The sequence below is a fragment of the Flavobacterium sp. Root420 genome (assembly GCF_001427905.1).
Classification (GTDB): Bacteria; Bacteroidota; Bacteroidia; order Flavobacteriales; family Flavobacteriaceae; genus Flavobacterium.
On record NZ_LMEF01000002.1, the window covers coordinates 137,874 to 154,439 of the forward strand.

The window sequence follows — 16,566 nt, forward strand, 5'->3', positions numbered from 1 at the left end:
CTTTAAAGCACCATCAAATTACAACCACGGATATCAGAATTATCAAAACGTCCCAATACTTCGAAAGAGTTGTTTGGATTTTTTTTGCCTAAATCCTGCGTTGCGATAAAAGAGCATGAATTGATATTAGCCAAATCAATCACATTTATTCCGCCAGTTTTTCCATCTTTCACGTAAGTGAGCGCATCTTCGGGATCGCGGACTAAAATATGCATCCAGGAAGGACATTCAAATATACCTTCGCCTAAAGAATAGGCTTGCGCTAAAAGCTCCGTCATTCCATATTCTGAATGAATGGATGAAACACCAAAGCCTTTGCAAAGCTGTTCGTGTAATTCTTCGCGAATCATTTCTTTGCGTTTGCCTTTCATTCCGCCAGTTTCCATAATAATGGTATTTTGAAGATTGAATTGATGTTTTTCAATCAAATCTAATAAAGCGTATGTAACCCCAATTAAAATCACATTTTGCCCAGATTCGTCTAAAGCAATCAATTTTTTAATTAAGTCGTCGTGATTGTGTAAATAAAATCCACTCTCAGGTTGATTGGAGAGTTTTATAAGATCTTCGACCATATAAATAAGCGAAGACCCATCACGTTCAAGATAGGACGGCAAAAGGGCTAAAACAACATAATCTTCGATGTTGCCATAAAACTGAGAAAATCCGTTGCGGTAACTTTCTTCATAAAGAGAAACATCGGTAACCAAATGGCGGCTAGTGATCATTCCGGTTGTACCGCTGCTGGTAAAAGTAACCTGAGGGGAATCAGAATTAGAAACAACCTCATGGCTTTTGAAGAACTGAATCGGTAAAAACGGAATTTGCTCCAAAGATTTTACCAGTTGTGGATTCACCTTTAAAAAATCACAGAAATCGCGATACACTTTATTATTCTCGTGCTGAAAACGAAACACTTTTAGTGCTATTTTTTCAAATTGTTTCTGACTTGAAATGGTAAAAATATCGTTGGCTGTAATCAAAACTTTTTTTTGCAAAGATATTACAATTGTGGATATTTAGATAGTTTTTGGTCTCAGTTTTCAGTCCCAGTTTGATTGTGACTGAGAACTGAGACTGAAAACTGAACACAATAAAAAATCCTCAATATCATTGAGGATTTTTTATTGTGTTTATGTTTTACCGAATAATGAGCTTTCGGGTTGCAGAGGCATCTTGTTCGTAAATTTTGATAATATAAACGCCGGGAACCAAATCAGAAACGTTTAATTCTTTTGAAGACAAATGGGTTTGAATTAATTTTTTTCCCAGAATATCAAAAACGATTACCTCTTTCTCTAAATCATTTTTAGAAGAGATATAAACCTTTCCGTTCGTCACTGGATTAGGGTACAAGCTTAATCCCTCAATAGTTGTAGGCTCTTGAGGTTTTGGTAATTGCTTACTGTCTTGTGCTGAGACACTTACAGTAAAGAAAAAAGCCAATAAGAATGTAATATAAAAGTAGTTTTTTGCCATCGCGTTATTTTGGTTACAGTAAATATACAAAAAAATAAATTACAAAAAACACGCCAAAAAAAAACATCCTAATAATTTAGGATGTTTTTAACAATTTATGTTTGAAATATGATTTTCAAATTATTTGATCAAGTTTACACCATCAACTGTTGCCCAAGCTCCAGGAGTTAATGTAGCTCCAGTAGCAGTAGTACTAGTTGACCAGTTTGTTGCAGGAAGAAAGCTAGCAGCAGATAATGTAAAAGTAGCCTGTCCTGAAATGAAAGTAATAGGAGAGTTAGTAATTTTTACGTTATTTAATTTGATTTTTCCACCAGCAACTTGGTGATCGTAAGTAACTTTGTCTAGTATTTGTAATACACCACCATTAAATGCTGTAGGCGTAGTTTGACTAACGTAACCATCGATTACGATGTTACTGTAGTCTCCATTTCCTTCTTTTTTAAATTGAATAGCATCCAATTGAATTTCTTTTTGTTCTTCTGTAACCGTACCTGCAGCTCTTTTTAGAGTGATATTAGTTACTTTTGGAAAAAACGCATTGTCATTTGAAGAAGCTTCAATTTCCATACCATAGTTTCCTTTATCAACTTGGTAAGCATACCAGTTTGTATTTGCTTGACCTTGCCATCCATCTTGCCAGTCAAATGAATCATCATAGTTACCATAAGAGATAGAATTTGTTAAACTTACAGTTCCTCCGAAGAATTCGTATCCGTCATCAGCACCTTTGTAAGATACTAAGTGATCTAAAGTTGTTCCTGAACCTACTGAATAAAAAGTAAAACCATTGTTTTCTTTTGCACCGTCAGCTAATTTTGAACCAGCGTATTCAACTCTTGTGTAAGCTAATGAACCACTATTATGAGTTGCATTTGTTCCTCCGTAAGAGATATTATTTCCGTCTTCAGATGTCGAAGTCGTTCCTCCACCAGCTACTTTTGCAGGAGCATCACCATACATAATGATTCCTCCCCAAGATCCTGGAACTTTTGATTTTTCTGTAAATACTACTGGTTGGTCAGCAGTTCCTTTTGTAATTAATTTTCCGTCTTTCAAAACAACTAGAGCATTGTCGCCCGTAGCTTTGTCAATCGTGATTGTAGATCCTGCTTCAAAAGTTACAGTTACACCAGCATTGATTTTTACGATACCTTTTAAAGTGTAGTTACCAAAAGCGTAAGTTTTGTTTGCAGTGATTGGACCTGTGATTTCGCCTGTTGCAGGTGTCGGTGCAGGAGTTGGATCATCACTACTTGAGCAAGAATTTAAAAATAATCCTGTAGCAAGTGCTAAAGCAAAAAGTTTAGTTTTCATAGTTGTGTTATTATGTGTTTTTATTTTTGTCAAAATTAGAACGATAATCTTTTTTGGGTGTTATCTGAATATTACTTTACGGTTACCAAAAGACAATTATAATGTGAATAGAATGTTAAGAGATTTTTTACAATAGTTTATAAATAAAAAAAAGCTCCAAAAAAATTTCGGAGCTTTGATTTTAAATACATTATAATTTTATTGAAATAAAATCTTTCCAGATTTAACTTCTTTGTTGTCAGATATAATTTTATAGTAGTATATTCCTTTTGAATAATTTGATGGGATATCCCATTTTATAATTTGATTGGGAGTGGAAGTACCTTTAAAAACGGATTGAGCGTTTCTTAATCCTTCAGAATAAACAATGATTTCTATTTCTTTATTACTGGAAAAGCCAGTAGTGAAATTTATAGAGCCCGATGTAGGGTTTGGATAAACAGCAGATGTTACCATATTTTCTTTATTCAAAGCTTTAGCTGTAATGGCATTAAGAGCTAATTTATTACTAGTCGAAAATATTCCAGCTGTTACTATTCTAATTAATAGTGAACCATCAAAAAAATTGGGATGAGAAGTTAAATCTAGGTCTTTAGTAGTTTCGTCCAATTCTATATAAGTACTTGTAGCAAGAAGTGCCCAAGAATATGTATAATCCCCAATTCCTCCAGTAGGAACGCTTCCCGTTACATAGTAGCCATTATTTGAAATAATATTGTTTTGTATAGGAGAAATATGTGGTATTGGAATGGTATTACTGGCTACAGATTGACTTCCTGAAGTTACCATTCTCATTATTGTAAAATTATCAACTGAATTTAAATATGGAGCGAATTGAGGTGTAGTAAGCATTAAATTTGGAGATGAATCAGGTAATTGACGCTTGTCACCGTTTTTATCTGTAATAAACCAGGTATACTGATAAGAATTGATACCTAATCCTCCTGTAAGTTCAGTCGCTAAAACTGCTAAATTATCTAAGTAGATTGTATTGTTTTGGAGAGGAGGAGAGGGAATAACTTTTATGGGGATAATATTTCCTGTAATTACGCCACCACTACTTGAAGTGACATCAAACTGACCATATAATCTTCCACCAGTAGTACTAAAATTTGTAGCATTTAACGAAATAGTAAATTCTTTACTATACCAAGAGCTTAAGGTATTATTATTGAAATCAACATTTAAATATTGTAGAGAACTACTTGCTGAAGATGATTTCTTACTCATGACATATAAATAACCTTTCACTGGTAGTGATAGAGGGTTATCTATTTTTAAATCAAAAGTTACAGATTTAGATCCGCCTTCATATATTTCAATAGCTGACCCATTAGGTATAAGAGCACCATTTGTATATCTTAAATTAGAAATTGTTACTGTTTGTCCATAGGTTGAAATTACAGATAATACTGCAAAAAAAAAGAAAAAGTTTAATAGTAATTTTGCATTTTTCATAAGTTGTTTTTTAAAATTCCATATAAAATTAGCAGGATAATTTTCACAACACGTTATGTAGGTATTGCCTTATAGTTAACTAAAAGGTATTTAAATGTCAGAAAAATGCTAAGGGATTTCTGAAAGTATCCTTAAATAAAAAAGCCCCAGATATCTGGGACTTTGGTTTTGTATATGAGTGATTTAATTAAAAAGTATATCCTAGTTTTAAAGAGAAACCAACTCCTTTTTTATAGCTGTTTGCCAGTAAAGAGGATTCATCTACTTTTATAGTTCCTTCGTTTCCAAATTCACGTTTTCTCCATGAATTCAAAATGTTATCGGCAGTGAATTTTACATCAAAGTGATCAGAAAGTTTGCTTCCCCATACAAAATCCAATTGCTGTACAGGCAACTCATAGATATTGTCTTGTCCATTGGTTCCTACAGCATATATTCTTTTTCCAAAAACACCATAAACAAGAGACATAGTATTTGTCATGTCTTTTCCTAAATTAAATTCATATTTTAAATCTGAATTTACTAACCAGTTTGATGCTCCTTGCAGTGATCTTGATTGATGCGTTTCAATGGAAGGTTTTACGGTAATTACTCCGTCCTCATCGATAGATTCAAAAGTTGGGCTTACAGTAACTTTTGATGACATCAAAGTAGCATTTAATCCCCATGAAAAATTATCTAAGTTTTCGCTGATTCTTTCTAAACCAACAAGTAATTCAGCTTCTATTCCATATATGTTGGCACTTTCAGAATTTAGAAAAGTAGTAACTGTTCCTGTTGTTGCGTTTGAGATGAAAGTTTTTTCAATTGGATTGATAATGTGTTTTCCAAATATTCCAACAGCAATCATTTCTTTACTCGTTGGGAACAGCTCATATTTTATGTCAGCATTGTAATTGTCGCTGTTTTTCAAAATTGAATTTCCTTGAGTTGAAGTTCCGTCAGCATTGATGAAAGATATAGGGAAAGCCTCCATAATAACTGGTTTGGTGTATGTTTTGCTTGCTGCAAAACGAATGTTAGCGTTGTCAGTTAGCAAATACTTAAGATTTACGGATGGTAAAAAATAGGCATTATCATATTTTAATATTCTGAAAGGAGCATCAAAAGAACCTAATGTTCTGTAATGCGTTTCTTTAAGAGTGCTTTCAAAACGAATTCCTGCGTTTACTTCAAGTTTCTCTCCAAATTGTAAAAACAAATTAGCATATCCTGCATTAGCCATTTCGTCAAGTTTAACTTTGTAAGTAGCATTAGAGTTTTCGCTAAAAGTCATTTTATTAGCTAAAATGTCGCTGGTTATTTGAGTATCTATATTATTTATGCTTGAAGTAAAACCATCATTACCGGTACTTGAAACAAAACGGTATGAAGATTCCATCTTAGATCCGCTGCCATTATATCCAACGGTTAATTTGTTTTGTTTGTCATTTTTCCCGAATTTCAAATTATACTCTACTAATGCTGAATAAAATGAATTACCATCGACAGTTAAATATTGGCGCAGGAAATTATTTGCTCCATAAGAAGTGCTTATCATATCATCGCCTGTTTTAAGACCAGAGAAATACTTTCTATCTGGCTGCTCATATTTTGTAGTAGCAAATGAGGCTCCAGCTTTAATAGTTTGGTTTTTGTCTTTACTTATTGCGTATTCACCCAATAATTGGGCATTCAAATAATCACTTTTGTCTAATTGATTGGTACGGATAAATCCATTTTCAGCAGCTGTCCCTCCTGATGGTCCGTACTGATCTTTTATAGAGTTTAAGTTAGTTCTGATGTATAATGTGTTGAACGATAACTTAAGCCTGTCATTGCTGTAGTTTAAACCAACTAATGCTGAGTTTGTGGTTTTGAAACGATAATCAGTGGTGATAAAATTGTTTACATACTTAGATCCGGATGACTGTAAATCGATAGTTCTGTCAACTCCTTCTCTTATTGAAAAATTATTGTCGTAATTTATAGAAAGCAGGTACGAGAAAACTTGATTATTATTCAAATTGAATTTCTCGGCATGCAAAAGGTTGATACTTGTATTTAAAGGACTTTTAGTTTCATTTACATTAAAACCTTTATCGTTACTTACTGAGTTTAAAGCCTGGTCAGTTGTGTAAGTTTGTCTCGTTGCCTGATTGCCAAGAAAACTTGGTAATTGTCTGTCTTTACCATTAAATCCTAAAAAGCCTGTTGCTGTATCTGCATCATTTGATAATAAGAAATCTTTAAAGCTGTTTCCGGTTGTGTAACCTGCTCCAATACTTATTTTCGTAATGCTTTTTGTTGGCTTTGAAGTTTGAATATTGAAAGTACCTCCGGCAAAATCACCATATATATTTGGATTAAATGTTTTGTACACATCAATTACTCCAACAATATTCGTTGGAAACAAATCCAAAGCAATAATTTTAGTGAATGGGCTGTTTGTTGGTGCAGCCAAATCATTAATCAATAAATTATTATATCGGTCTTCCAGTCCACGTACAAATATTCCACGGGAATCTACTTTTGTGATTCCGGTAATTTTAGTTAAACCTTCCTCAACATCACTTACACCTTTTCTAGACATTTCCTGAGCACCAATACTTTGTTTGATAACTACAGCATTCTTTTGGTCTAAAAGTAAAGCAGTTTCTTTTTCTCTGTTAGCAGTAGATTTTACTACAACATCTTTAAGTGTGTATCCTCCTGAAGAAAGAACCTGATTTAAAGTAACAGTTTCACTTGCTTTAACCGTTACAGGTTTTTCTACAGATTCATATCCTACGAAGCTAAAAATAATAGTATAAGTTCCAGGATTTACATTTATGGAATATTTTCCGTCAATGTCAGTGTTAGCGCTAATGTTAGTTCCTTTTATAAGGACATTTGCAAAAGGTAAAACTTCATTATTCATTTCTTTGTCAGTTAGTACACCAGAAATTGTACCTTTGTTTTGAGCGATCGAAATCGTGCAGATAAATAATGTAATAAATAGAAATTTTAAATTGAATTTCATTTCAGTTGTGTTTAATTTATTTTTGTGCAAAGAAATGACCGCTTTGTAAAGTTCATGTTAGCTACTTGTTATGTTTTTGTTCCTGCTAGATTATCAAATTGTTACCAGATTAAATTACCGTTAACACGAATTTTTAACCGTTGATTTATTGTTATATTTACCATCGCAATTACAAATCATCGGATTTATAGAAGAGAATTTGATGAAAAAACTCAATTTTTGCTATTTTATGAAAAAAACACAAACCAAGATCTTATTAGTTGACGATGAACCGGATATCCTGGAAATTGTAGGCTATAACCTTGCTCAGGAAGGCTACCAAATTGTAACAGCTTCAAATGGAAAAGACGCCATCGCAAAAGCTCAAAAAGAATTGCCGGACTTAATTATTATGGATGTGATGATGGCCGAAATGGATGGAATGGAAGCCTGCGAACAGATCAGAAAAATTCCTGAATTAAATAATGTTATCATAACATTTTTAACGGCGAGAAGTGAAGATTATTCGCAAGTTGCTGGTTTTGATGCAGGTGCTGATGATTACATTACCAAACCAATAAAACCAAAATTATTGGTCAGCAAAGTAAAGGCTTTGTTAAGAAGGTTAAAAGAACAAGAAGTGGTTAGCGATACTTTAAACGTTGGCGGCATCGAGATTAATCGTGAAGAATATAAGATCATCAAAGGCAATGTCGAAATAGCTTTACCAAGAAAAGAATTCGAATTGTTTTACTTATTAGCTTCAAAACCCGGAAAAGTTTTTAAAAGAGATGAAATCCTTGATAAAGTTTGGGGTAACGAAGTTGTTGTGGGAGGAAGAACGATCGATGTTCACATTAGAAAACTACGTGAAAAGATTGGAGAAGATTTTTTTAAAACTATAAAAGGTGTAGGTTATAAATTTGAAGTTTAGTTTTTTAAGATACTAAGTTGCTAAGGGACTAAGATTCTAAGTGATTTTTAGATTTAAAAACAGATTCAAATTTTTAAAACATTAAATAAAATTAAACCATATAGGCAATTAAAGTTCATGCGATCTTTAATTACCTATATGGTTTTTGAATTAACTTTGTTTTGAGTTCAAATGTTAATTCAATAAAACGTATTAACTCAAATAGAAGACTTAATTTTTCTTAATCTCTTAATGGTTGAACAATTTCAATGAAAATTAATTTTAAAAAAACATACAAGTTTGCTGTCAAATCGGCTTTATATATAAGTCTTTTTGGGACAGGTTTTGTATTGATATTAATGTCCTTGTTCTATAAAGGTCAATTGAATCATCAGATCGCTTTTGGAATAATTTTTCTTATATCAATTTATATTTTCTCTTTTTTGGTCTTGCAATATCGTGTAGAGCGCTTCATCTACAGAAGAGTGAAAAAAATCTACGATGAGGTTTCATTACTAGAATCAACGACATTAATCAATCAGCCGATTACCACCGATATGGAAACGCTTTCACGTGAAGTGAAAAAGTTTGCTACCGATAAAAAACTGGAAATCGAAATGCTCGAAATTCGTGAGCAATACAGAAGAGAGTTTTTAGGGAATGTTTCGCACGAACTTAAAACGCCTTTGTTTACCGTTCAGGGTTACGTTTCCACTTTACTGGATGGTGCGATGGATGACAAAAATATCCGAAAAAAATATTTAAAACGTGCCGAGAAAGGAGTGGAGCGTCTTATCTATATAGTCGAAGATTTAGATATGATTACCAAACTTGAATCTGGTGATCTGGATTTGAATATGACTGATTTTGATATTGTGGAGCTGATTCAGAATGTTTTCGATTTATTAGAAATGAAAGCGGACAAAAAGAAAATCAAATTGGCCTTTGAAAGCCGAAATGTAAAATCGGTTATTGTTCGTGGAGATCAGGACAGAATTCAGCAAGTTCTCGAAAATTTGATTGTGAACTCTGTTAAATATGGAAAAGACGGTGGTCTGACGGAAGTTGGCGTTGTAAATTTAACCAAGAAAAAAGTCTTAATCCGTATTAGTGATAACGGAGAAGGAGTTGAAAAACAAAATATTCCAAGGCTTTTTGAACGTTTTTACAGAGTAGACAAAAGCGGAACCCGATCAGAAGGTGGTTCTGGTTTAGGTTTGGCGATTGTAAAACATATTATTGAGGCTCATAAAGAGAAAGTTTATGTAGAAAGTGAGTTCGGGATTGGTTCCGAATTCTCTTTTACACTCGAAAAAGCGCATAAAACAATAAAAGCTGAGGTTAAATAATTGTAAGTTCAGTTATTTTAAAGTGCCATGGAATAAGTTGCGTTGAACTCAATAATATTTACCTAACTATTTCGAAACAAATCTTCTTATAATGGTAACATCCTGTTAATGATTTCTTAACATAGATGGTTACATCTTTGCACTCGAAATTTAGTGTCAAAGAAAAAGAAAATAATGAAAATAAAACTTTTAGCAATTTTGTTGCTATTTTCTTGTGTTTCAAATGCGCAGGAATTAAGTAAAGAAGATGTAAAAAAAGAAGTAGTTCGCCTTCTGGATTCTATCAATAAAGCAAAACTACCGGAAACTAAATCTGGAGGTGGAGTCGAAGAACATTGGTATGATAAAATTTCTTTAAGGGGTTATGCTCAAATTCGTTACAATGGTTTGTTTTCTACGAATGATAAAATTACCTGCGATCAATGTGATAGATCTTGGGGAACAACCTCAACGGCTCCAGACGCAAAAGCAAATAACGGACTCTTTATTCGCCGTGCACGTTTAGTGTTTTCTGGACAGGTTCATCCTAATGTTTTCTTCTATTTCCAGCCTGATTTTGCCAGTTCGCCGGTTACGGGAATTCAAAATTTTGTGCAAATTCGTGACTTATATTTTGATCTTTCTTTTGATAAGAAAAGAGAATATCGTGTTCGTATTGGGCAAAGTAAAATTCCGTATGGTTTTGAAAACATGCAGTCTAGCTCACAACGTTTAACTTTAGACCGAGCCGATGGTATAAACAGTTCAATAGCAAATGAACGTGATTTGGGAATAATTTTTTATTGGGCTCCCGCAGAAATCAGAGAACGTTTTGCCATGTTGGTTAAAGACGGTTACAAAGGCTCAGGCGATTATGGAGTTTTTGGATTTGGAGTTTATAATGGACAAATCGCAAATAAAATTGACGCAAACAGAGATTTGAATGTTGTGGCAAGAGTAAGTTATCCTTTTGTAATTGGAAGTCAGATTATTGAGCCCGGCATTCAGGCTTATACTGGAAAGTGGGCTTTTACAGACGAAATTTCGACTGGCGTAATTGTCAATGATCCAAAATATGTGAAAGATCAAAGAATAGGGGCAACTTTTGTTTTGTACCCAAAACCTTTCGGTATTCAAACTGAATATAATATTGGAACAGGCCCACGTTATAATCCTGCAACGAACACAGTTGATGAAACAGATTTGAACGGAGGTTATGTTTTATTAAACTACAAATGGGACTTAAAAAAGCAACATATTTATCCTTTCGCCAAATTTCAATATTATGACGGAGGAAAAAAATATGAAAAAGATGCCAGAAGTTATGTCGTAAGAGATTACGAATTTGGTATCGAATGGCAGCCAATCAAAGCTTTCGAATTAACAGCCGAGTACGTTATCGCTGACAGGACTTTTGAAGACAGCGCGCGCCCTATTAACAGACAACAAGGAAATTTACTAAGATTACAAGCGCAGTTTAATTTCTAAACTTAGTCTTCAAAAACAGAAAATAACTTGTCCCAATCGATTTCATTATTAAATTGAGACAAACCTTTAAACGACTTTACTTTGGAGAGATCTTCAATGGTAAAGTCGTCTTGCATTGCATACGGTACCAAATTTTCCTCCTGAAGTTTTATCGCCAGATACTCTTGTTCATATTGACCAGGAGTCGGAATAAAAAAGGCTTTTTTGCCCAATTTTGCCAAATCCATCACAGTCGTATATCCGGAACGACAGAGAACAAATTCACTTTCATTAAAAGTTTGTTCCAGTTGTTTTGAGTTCATGAAATTATAATACGTCACATTTCCGGCTTGCCATTTGGTTTGTGTTTTTTCGACAATTCCCTGAACAAAAACGACTTTTCCTTTATAATTAATAAGCTCTTTCTGCAATTTCTCATCCAGATAAGTACGCTGAGGTTCTGGTCCGGACAAAATGATCATCAAATCGTATACTTTTGGCATTTCCTTTTGGCGCATTCTGCTTAAAGGGCCAATATACTTTAAATTCAGATGATTGGTTTTCAAATGTCCTAAATCGCCCGTAAGATTGGTTGCTTCATTGGTATCAGGAACCCAGCATTCTGTATATTTTTTAATGATATGCTGATGCCATTTACTGGTAAACCAAGTCGTATTTCCTGTCATCACATTCAATTGATGTGTCATAAAAACAGATGGAATTTTTTTGCTAAAAACTCCTAATCTATTATCAGAAATGATACCGTCTATTCCGTGTTTTTTAATCCAGGAATTCACTATTTTTTTCTCGTCCAAAATAGCGGTAATCATTTTGGGCAAATTCTTAATTAGTTTCCATTTGAAATTTTTGCCATTTTTAGCATATTCAATATGATAAGAGGGTAATTCTAAGGTTTGTATGTATGGAAATTCTTTTCGAAGTAAAGCAAGTGCAACTCCATCAGAAGCGATAATTGGAATAAAATTATTTTCCTGAAGCGCTTTAATAATTGGGATACATCTCGTGGCGTGGCCTAATCCCCAGTTTAATGGAGCAACTAAAATTGTTTTGTTCGCAGAATAGTCAATGCTCATATGTTTAACGCTTTTTAAAAACGAAGATAAAGAAATATGTTTTTTATGCTATTTCGAACACATTACTAAATTATTAAGTTAAGGTACTGAGATGCTAAGGAGCTATCCCGAAGCTTCGGGACTAAGTTTTTTTGGCTTGACAAATAAAAAGCCGAACGTAAGTTCGGCTTCAAAGTTTTATGTTTTGAACCTTAGTGCCTTAGCGTCTTAGCACCTCAGTACCTTCTCAATCCTGAATATAGGTTTTATTTCCGTTTTTATTAATGTAGTATTTACCACCTCTCGGTCCGGTATATACTTTTTTACCATTGTATTCTCCTGTAACTTTGTCCGGAACAGATGGTGCTTTTTCATTCGTTTCTTTTAAAGTTTTAGTGGTGCTTTTTTTAGTTGCAGCGGCATCCTTTTTAGCTTTATCTGCGCTAGTTTTGGCTTTGTCAGCACTACTTTTTGCTTTATCAGCACTGCTTTTAGCTTTTGCAGCTTCTTTGTCTGCTGATTTTTTAGTTGCGCTTGCAGATTCTTTTTTCGCTTTTGATGCTGCTTTGGTAGCGTCATCTGCTGATTTTTTAGCTTTTGCAGCTTCTTTATCTGCTGATTTTTTAGTTGCGCTTGCAGATTCTTTTTTCGCTTTTGATGCTGCTTTGGTAGCGTCATCTGCCGACTTTTTAGCTTTAGCCGATTCTTTTTTGGCATCTGCAGCTGCTTTATCTGCTGTTGCTTTTTTCTTTTTAGCCGTTGCTTCGCTTTTGGCTTTGGTTGTTGTTGCAGTTTCCTGAGCGTAAAAATTACCCGACAAAACTACCAGAAAACAAAGTAAAAATAATTTTTTCATGAGGTTAAGAGTTTAAATTTCAATTAAAATTAAACAATTTATCTATACGTTTTTGTAAAGTATTAAAAATAAGCACGTAACTGAACATTTCCGGTATGAACTGTTGCTCCACTTTCACTCTTACGCCCCTGGTAGTTTAAATTCACATCCAGAAACTGCGTGATATTTTTCTGCAAGAGCAATTTCCACACTAAGTTCTGACCGGCCTGAAGTCCTTCGAGCATCTGAAAACCTACAGAGGAGAATTCATTTCCGTCAAATTTATTTTCATAGAAAGAAAACTCTCCGTTCACCGTAACTTTCTTTTCACCGGCATAAGAAAATGATGTTCCGAGTCGGTTTTGATGTAAAGTCTCTAAATTTCCAATTTGATTTTCTTTGTTCTGAAATTCATAAAAGAAATCTAAACTGGTATTTTTTGAAAATAAATAACTGATTTTTGGAGCAATTTGATAGCCTTTTAAATTATAATTTTTCTCCACAAAATCTTCTGAAACTAAATCGGTTTTAATGGTTTTGGTAAAGAAATTAAACAACCAGCTTTTTTGATACAAATGAGTGTATTGCAGTTGATGTGAATTGTTTGTGACCGTTTGCGAACCTACCGAAAGTAAATTTTTTCCTTTATTGACAAGATAAGAATACGTAACCGAGTGTTTCTGTTTCCCCCGATTATAAAATAAACTGTTCCTGAAACTCGAATTTAATCCCAAAATATTTTCTTCAGAAGAAGCAAACGGATTGAGTTCTAATCGTTCGCCTTCGCTTTTTACTTTTCTATCCATTATAAAGGAAGTCTGATTGTAAAAATAAGAAGCAAACTTTTTAAAGCCCTTTTCATTTTGCCATTGCAAAGGATTCAAGGCAACAGACTGTGAAAACTTATTTTGATTGGTTTTAATGTAAATCTGATTGGGTAAAAAGATTCGGATAAATCGTGCCTGATCTGAATATTGGGCGATTTCAAATTCTTCTAATTCCTGAACCCCATTGCCGTTATAATCGTTCCAGGTATAAACCCCCTGACCGGTTGGAACTTCAATATAAGTAAATTCCTGTTGCGCAATAGTTCCTGAACTCGTTTCGTAAGCGGTTCCGAGTTGCATTAACTGATTTAAAAAACGGTCATTGTACAGAATTCTGGAATTTAATGAAGGTTCATTTTTTCTGGAAATATCGGTAAAATCCAAAGTTCTGTAACTTGCATAAACTGCTAAATCTGTTTTTTTGTTCTGAATTAATTTTGATCGTAAAAAATAGGTTTGTGAATTGTTTACATGTTGTAATAAGCCATTTTGTAAACTATCGTTGCGGCGTTGTAAAAAGCCTAATTCTACAAAAACTTTCGTGCTGTCTCCACGACCAACAAAAGCGCCATATTCTGAAAATCTTTGGCTCAGGGCCGAAAACTGATTGGTTACTTTATCTTTTTCCTGATTGTCTTCAACCTGAAAACTTGCTCCAATCCAGTTTTTTCCAAAATGATATTTGGTTCTGGCCTGATTTCGAATAAATTTTGAAGTTGAAGTAGTAGCATCAGAATTTAAAAAACTACCCTGATTTTCAATCGTCCATTTTTTTAATTTGAAAAATGCCGTCGTGGTATGTCGTGCTCCCGAGTAACTTTCAGTATAATCTAATTTTTCGAATTGATACGTAAATAAACCAACGTTTGCTGTTTTCTTTTTGGCAAACAAATTAAAATTTAAGCCGGTAACCAAAAGACTTTGATTGCCAAAAAGAGTGGTATTTAAGTTCCAGTCACGGTTAAATTCAATAGTATACAAACGCTCTACAGATCTGAAATCTTCCTGCACAAATTGGTAATTGGCAAATCCGTCTAAAGTCCAGTTTCGGGTAAAAAGTCTTTTTTTGATATTGGTTTTAAGAGCAAGGCCATCGTTATTAGCATCATCAATATTCGAAAATAAATTTTTATCGTTGCTGCTCATAGCTATTTCAAAATCAACAGCCGTTTTATCGTTTGGGTTATATTTTCCTAAAAAAGTGGCAACCTGAATTTTTATTGGTGCAACCAATTGAACGATAGGCTCATAATTTCCTTGCGGAATGCCATTTACCGGAGCAATATATTCGAAAATCCGTTCTACCGTATTACTGTTTTGAATGTTGTAGTTTCCGAGATTATTCCCCACGAGACTGAATTTTACATTGTACAATACTTCATTGGGATCGCTGGAATATTCATAAACTTCAACCGAATTAAGAATCGTCTTTTTATACAAAATTTTGTTGTCGGCATATTTGTCCACATAGGCTGATGGTGCAGTCATTAATGCAGGATCATCTCCGGCCTGGCTTAAAACCTGTACCTGATCTGTCGAAAGATTTTGTTGTAAAGGCTGATTTTTTAAATCGTTTTCAGAATATAAATAACCGCCAAAACTCCAGTTTTTACTTTCATGCGTAGCGCCGGCGTAGGTAACTAATCGATTATAATTTCGTTCGGAATATTGATATTCGACGTTAATTCTCATTTCAGAAGTAATGGTGAAAAGAGAAGTAAATACGATTTCACCGGCGTTGTAATCAATCACATAATCGTTGTTTTCACCACGCTTCAGTAAAACACCATTGACATAAACACGCTCCGAACCTGAAATAACCAAAACATACAATTCACCGTTTTGTCCTTTAAGTTTGTATGGCCCCTGATTGCCTTCCTGTCCGGTAAAAGTACTTTTGGCATATTGTCCTTTTACAAAGGCAACCGATGCAAAAACGTTGGTTTTGTTTTCGTCAGTACCAAAATTAAAATTGGTTGAAAGACCCTGAACCTTTTTATTAAAACTTAAAAATTGCGTTTTTCTGTTTTCTAAAAAGACATCGCCTGCGCGAATGTTCCAGTCATCGCTAAAAAGTTCCATAAATATATTATCGAACTGATCCAGCTTTTGAGAATATCCACCATCCTGCAACGGAATATTACTATCCTGAAGCGAAGCTCGCAGACTCACTTTATCCGATATTTTTCCAGTAATCTGAAGATCTAAATTGGAGTTTAAAACCGTATTCTGATTATTTCCGACAGTTACGCCACGTGTAATACTTCCTGAAGTATTTAAGCCATCAAACGGAGTAACTTTTTTCGTGTTTTGATTTTCTATCTTGTATAATTTCTCGGTACCAACATCATTACTCACTACCTGGCTTTCTTTATAAAGGCCATATTCTTTAGTTAGAAAATCAGGGTATTTTAAATAATTGACAATTAAAGTGTCGGATCCTGAAGTGAATTTTTCGTTTAAAAGCAAAGTTCCTTTTTGAAAATCGATTTTATAAAAGGTCGAATCGATAGCTTCGTTTTTGGTATTTAAAAGCTGAAAAAAACTGGAGTTGATACTGAATTCTTCCAGATGAATGGTATCACGTGTTGCAATTACTTTTTTGGTTTTGTACGATGATTCTGTTTCCTGAGCGTGAAGTCCAGAAAACCAGAGGATAACCGTTAAAAATAGTAATTTTTTCAACATAAATACTTTAACTCTAAAAAGCCAAAAGTAGTATTTATAATTGGGAAATGCGGGGTGGTAAATTTTAGTTTTATTGGCTAATAAGTGGGATTACAGCTGTATTTGGCAAATTTTATAAAAATGACTATAGCAGCAATTAATAATGAAATTGTAATTATGACAGTAATATTTTGAAATTTTATTCTCAGCGTACGTCAATCT

At 33.8% G+C, this 16,566-nt stretch carries 11 protein-coding genes; 3 read left to right on the plus strand and 8 right to left on the minus strand.

Annotated features, from left to right (window positions below):
- Positions 1 to 2 precede the first annotated feature (2 nt).
- The 5 genes from ASC72_RS04155 to ASC72_RS04175 form a co-directional block, all read right to left on the minus strand.
- Entirely contained in the window at positions 3 to 983 is a 981-nt protein-coding gene (locus ASC72_RS04155; RefSeq protein ID WP_056187256.1) for an acyltransferase, read from the minus strand.
- Between the two features lie 157 nt (positions 984 to 1,140).
- Positions 1,141 to 1,479 (minus strand): T9SS type A sorting domain-containing protein, encoded by a 339-nt coding sequence (locus ASC72_RS04160; RefSeq protein WP_056187259.1) that lies wholly within the window; start codon positions 1,477 to 1,479, stop codon positions 1,141 to 1,143.
- Positions 1,480 to 1,599: 120 nt separating this feature from the next.
- Positions 1,600 to 2,796 (minus strand): hypothetical protein, encoded by a 1,197-nt coding sequence (locus ASC72_RS04165; protein WP_056187263.1) that lies wholly within the window; start codon positions 2,794 to 2,796, stop codon positions 1,600 to 1,602.
- A 198-nt stretch (positions 2,797 to 2,994) separates the two neighbouring features.
- Complete coding sequence (locus ASC72_RS04170; RefSeq protein ID WP_056187265.1) at positions 2,995 to 4,254, minus strand: T9SS type A sorting domain-containing protein; 1,260 nt, start codon at positions 4,252 to 4,254, stop codon at positions 2,995 to 2,997.
- A 187-nt stretch (positions 4,255 to 4,441) separates the two neighbouring features.
- Positions 4,442 to 7,255 (minus strand): TonB-dependent receptor, encoded by a 2,814-nt coding sequence (locus tag ASC72_RS04175; RefSeq protein ID WP_056187267.1) that lies wholly within the window; start codon positions 7,253 to 7,255, stop codon positions 4,442 to 4,444.
- A gap of 229 nt (positions 7,256 to 7,484) precedes the next feature.
- Between ASC72_RS04175 and ASC72_RS04180 the strand changes: the two genes are divergently transcribed.
- The 3 genes from ASC72_RS04180 to ASC72_RS04190 all read left to right on the plus strand — a co-directional run bounded on the left by ASC72_RS04180 (position 7,485) and on the right by ASC72_RS04190 (position 10,963).
- Positions 7,485 to 8,168: a response regulator transcription factor gene (locus ASC72_RS04180; protein ID WP_056187270.1), complete on the plus strand. Its 684-nt coding sequence runs from the start codon at positions 7,485 to 7,487 to the stop codon at positions 8,166 to 8,168.
- 248 nt (positions 8,169 to 8,416) lie between these two features.
- On the plus strand, positions 8,417 to 9,496 hold the full coding sequence (locus ASC72_RS04185) for a cell wall metabolism sensor histidine kinase WalK (protein WP_056187273.1): 1,080 nt from the start codon (positions 8,417 to 8,419) through the stop codon (positions 9,494 to 9,496).
- Positions 9,497 to 9,667: 171 nt separating this feature from the next.
- Entirely contained in the window at positions 9,668 to 10,963 is a 1,296-nt protein-coding gene (locus tag ASC72_RS04190) for a porin (RefSeq protein WP_056187468.1), read from the plus strand.
- Positions 10,964 to 10,965: 2 nt separating this feature from the next.
- On the opposite strand, the gene ASC72_RS04195 is transcribed toward ASC72_RS04190, so the two are convergent.
- The 3 genes from ASC72_RS04195 to ASC72_RS04205 all read right to left on the minus strand — a co-directional run bounded on the left by ASC72_RS04195 (position 10,966) and on the right by ASC72_RS04205 (position 16,365).
- The gene (locus ASC72_RS04195) at positions 10,966 to 12,036 is read right to left on the minus strand and encodes a glycosyltransferase (RefSeq protein ID WP_056187276.1); all 1,071 of its coding nucleotides are present in this window, start codon (positions 12,034 to 12,036) and stop codon (positions 10,966 to 10,968) included.
- A gap of 226 nt (positions 12,037 to 12,262) precedes the next feature.
- Positions 12,263 to 12,871, minus strand: coding sequence for a hypothetical protein (locus ASC72_RS04200; RefSeq protein WP_056187279.1), 609 nt, complete (start codon positions 12,869 to 12,871; stop codon positions 12,263 to 12,265).
- A 62-nt stretch (positions 12,872 to 12,933) separates the two neighbouring features.
- Positions 12,934 to 16,365 (minus strand): hypothetical protein, encoded by a 3,432-nt coding sequence (locus ASC72_RS04205; RefSeq protein WP_056187282.1) that lies wholly within the window; start codon positions 16,363 to 16,365, stop codon positions 12,934 to 12,936.
- Between the last annotated feature and the right edge of the window lie 201 nt (positions 16,366 to 16,566).

Coding starts and splice junctions, on each gene's coding strand:
- ASC72_RS04175 (WP_056187267.1), bottom strand. CDS start 7,255: ATGAAATTCAATTTAAAATTTCTATTTATTACATTATTTATCTGCACG.
- ASC72_RS04205 (WP_056187282.1), bottom strand. CDS start 16,365: ATGTTGAAAAAATTACTATTTTTAACGGTTATCCTCTGGTTTTCTGGA.
- ASC72_RS04170 (WP_056187265.1), bottom strand. CDS start 4,254: ATGAAAAATGCAAAATTACTATTAAACTTTTTCTTTTTTTTTGCAGTA.
- ASC72_RS04180 (WP_056187270.1), top strand. CDS start 7,485: ATGAAAAAAACACAAACCAAGATCTTATTAGTTGACGATGAACCGGAT.
- ASC72_RS04165 (WP_056187263.1), bottom strand. CDS start 2,796: ATGAAAACTAAACTTTTTGCTTTAGCACTTGCTACAGGATTATTTTTA.
- ASC72_RS04195 (WP_056187276.1), bottom strand. CDS start 12,036: ATGAGCATTGACTATTCTGCGAACAAAACAATTTTAGTTGCTCCATTA.
- ASC72_RS04200 (WP_056187279.1), bottom strand. CDS start 12,871: ATGAAAAAATTATTTTTACTTTGTTTTCTGGTAGTTTTGTCGGGTAAT.
- ASC72_RS04160 (WP_056187259.1), bottom strand. CDS start 1,479: ATGGCAAAAAACTACTTTTATATTACATTCTTATTGGCTTTTTTCTTT.
- ASC72_RS04185 (WP_056187273.1), top strand. CDS start 8,417: ATGAAAATTAATTTTAAAAAAACATACAAGTTTGCTGTCAAATCGGCT.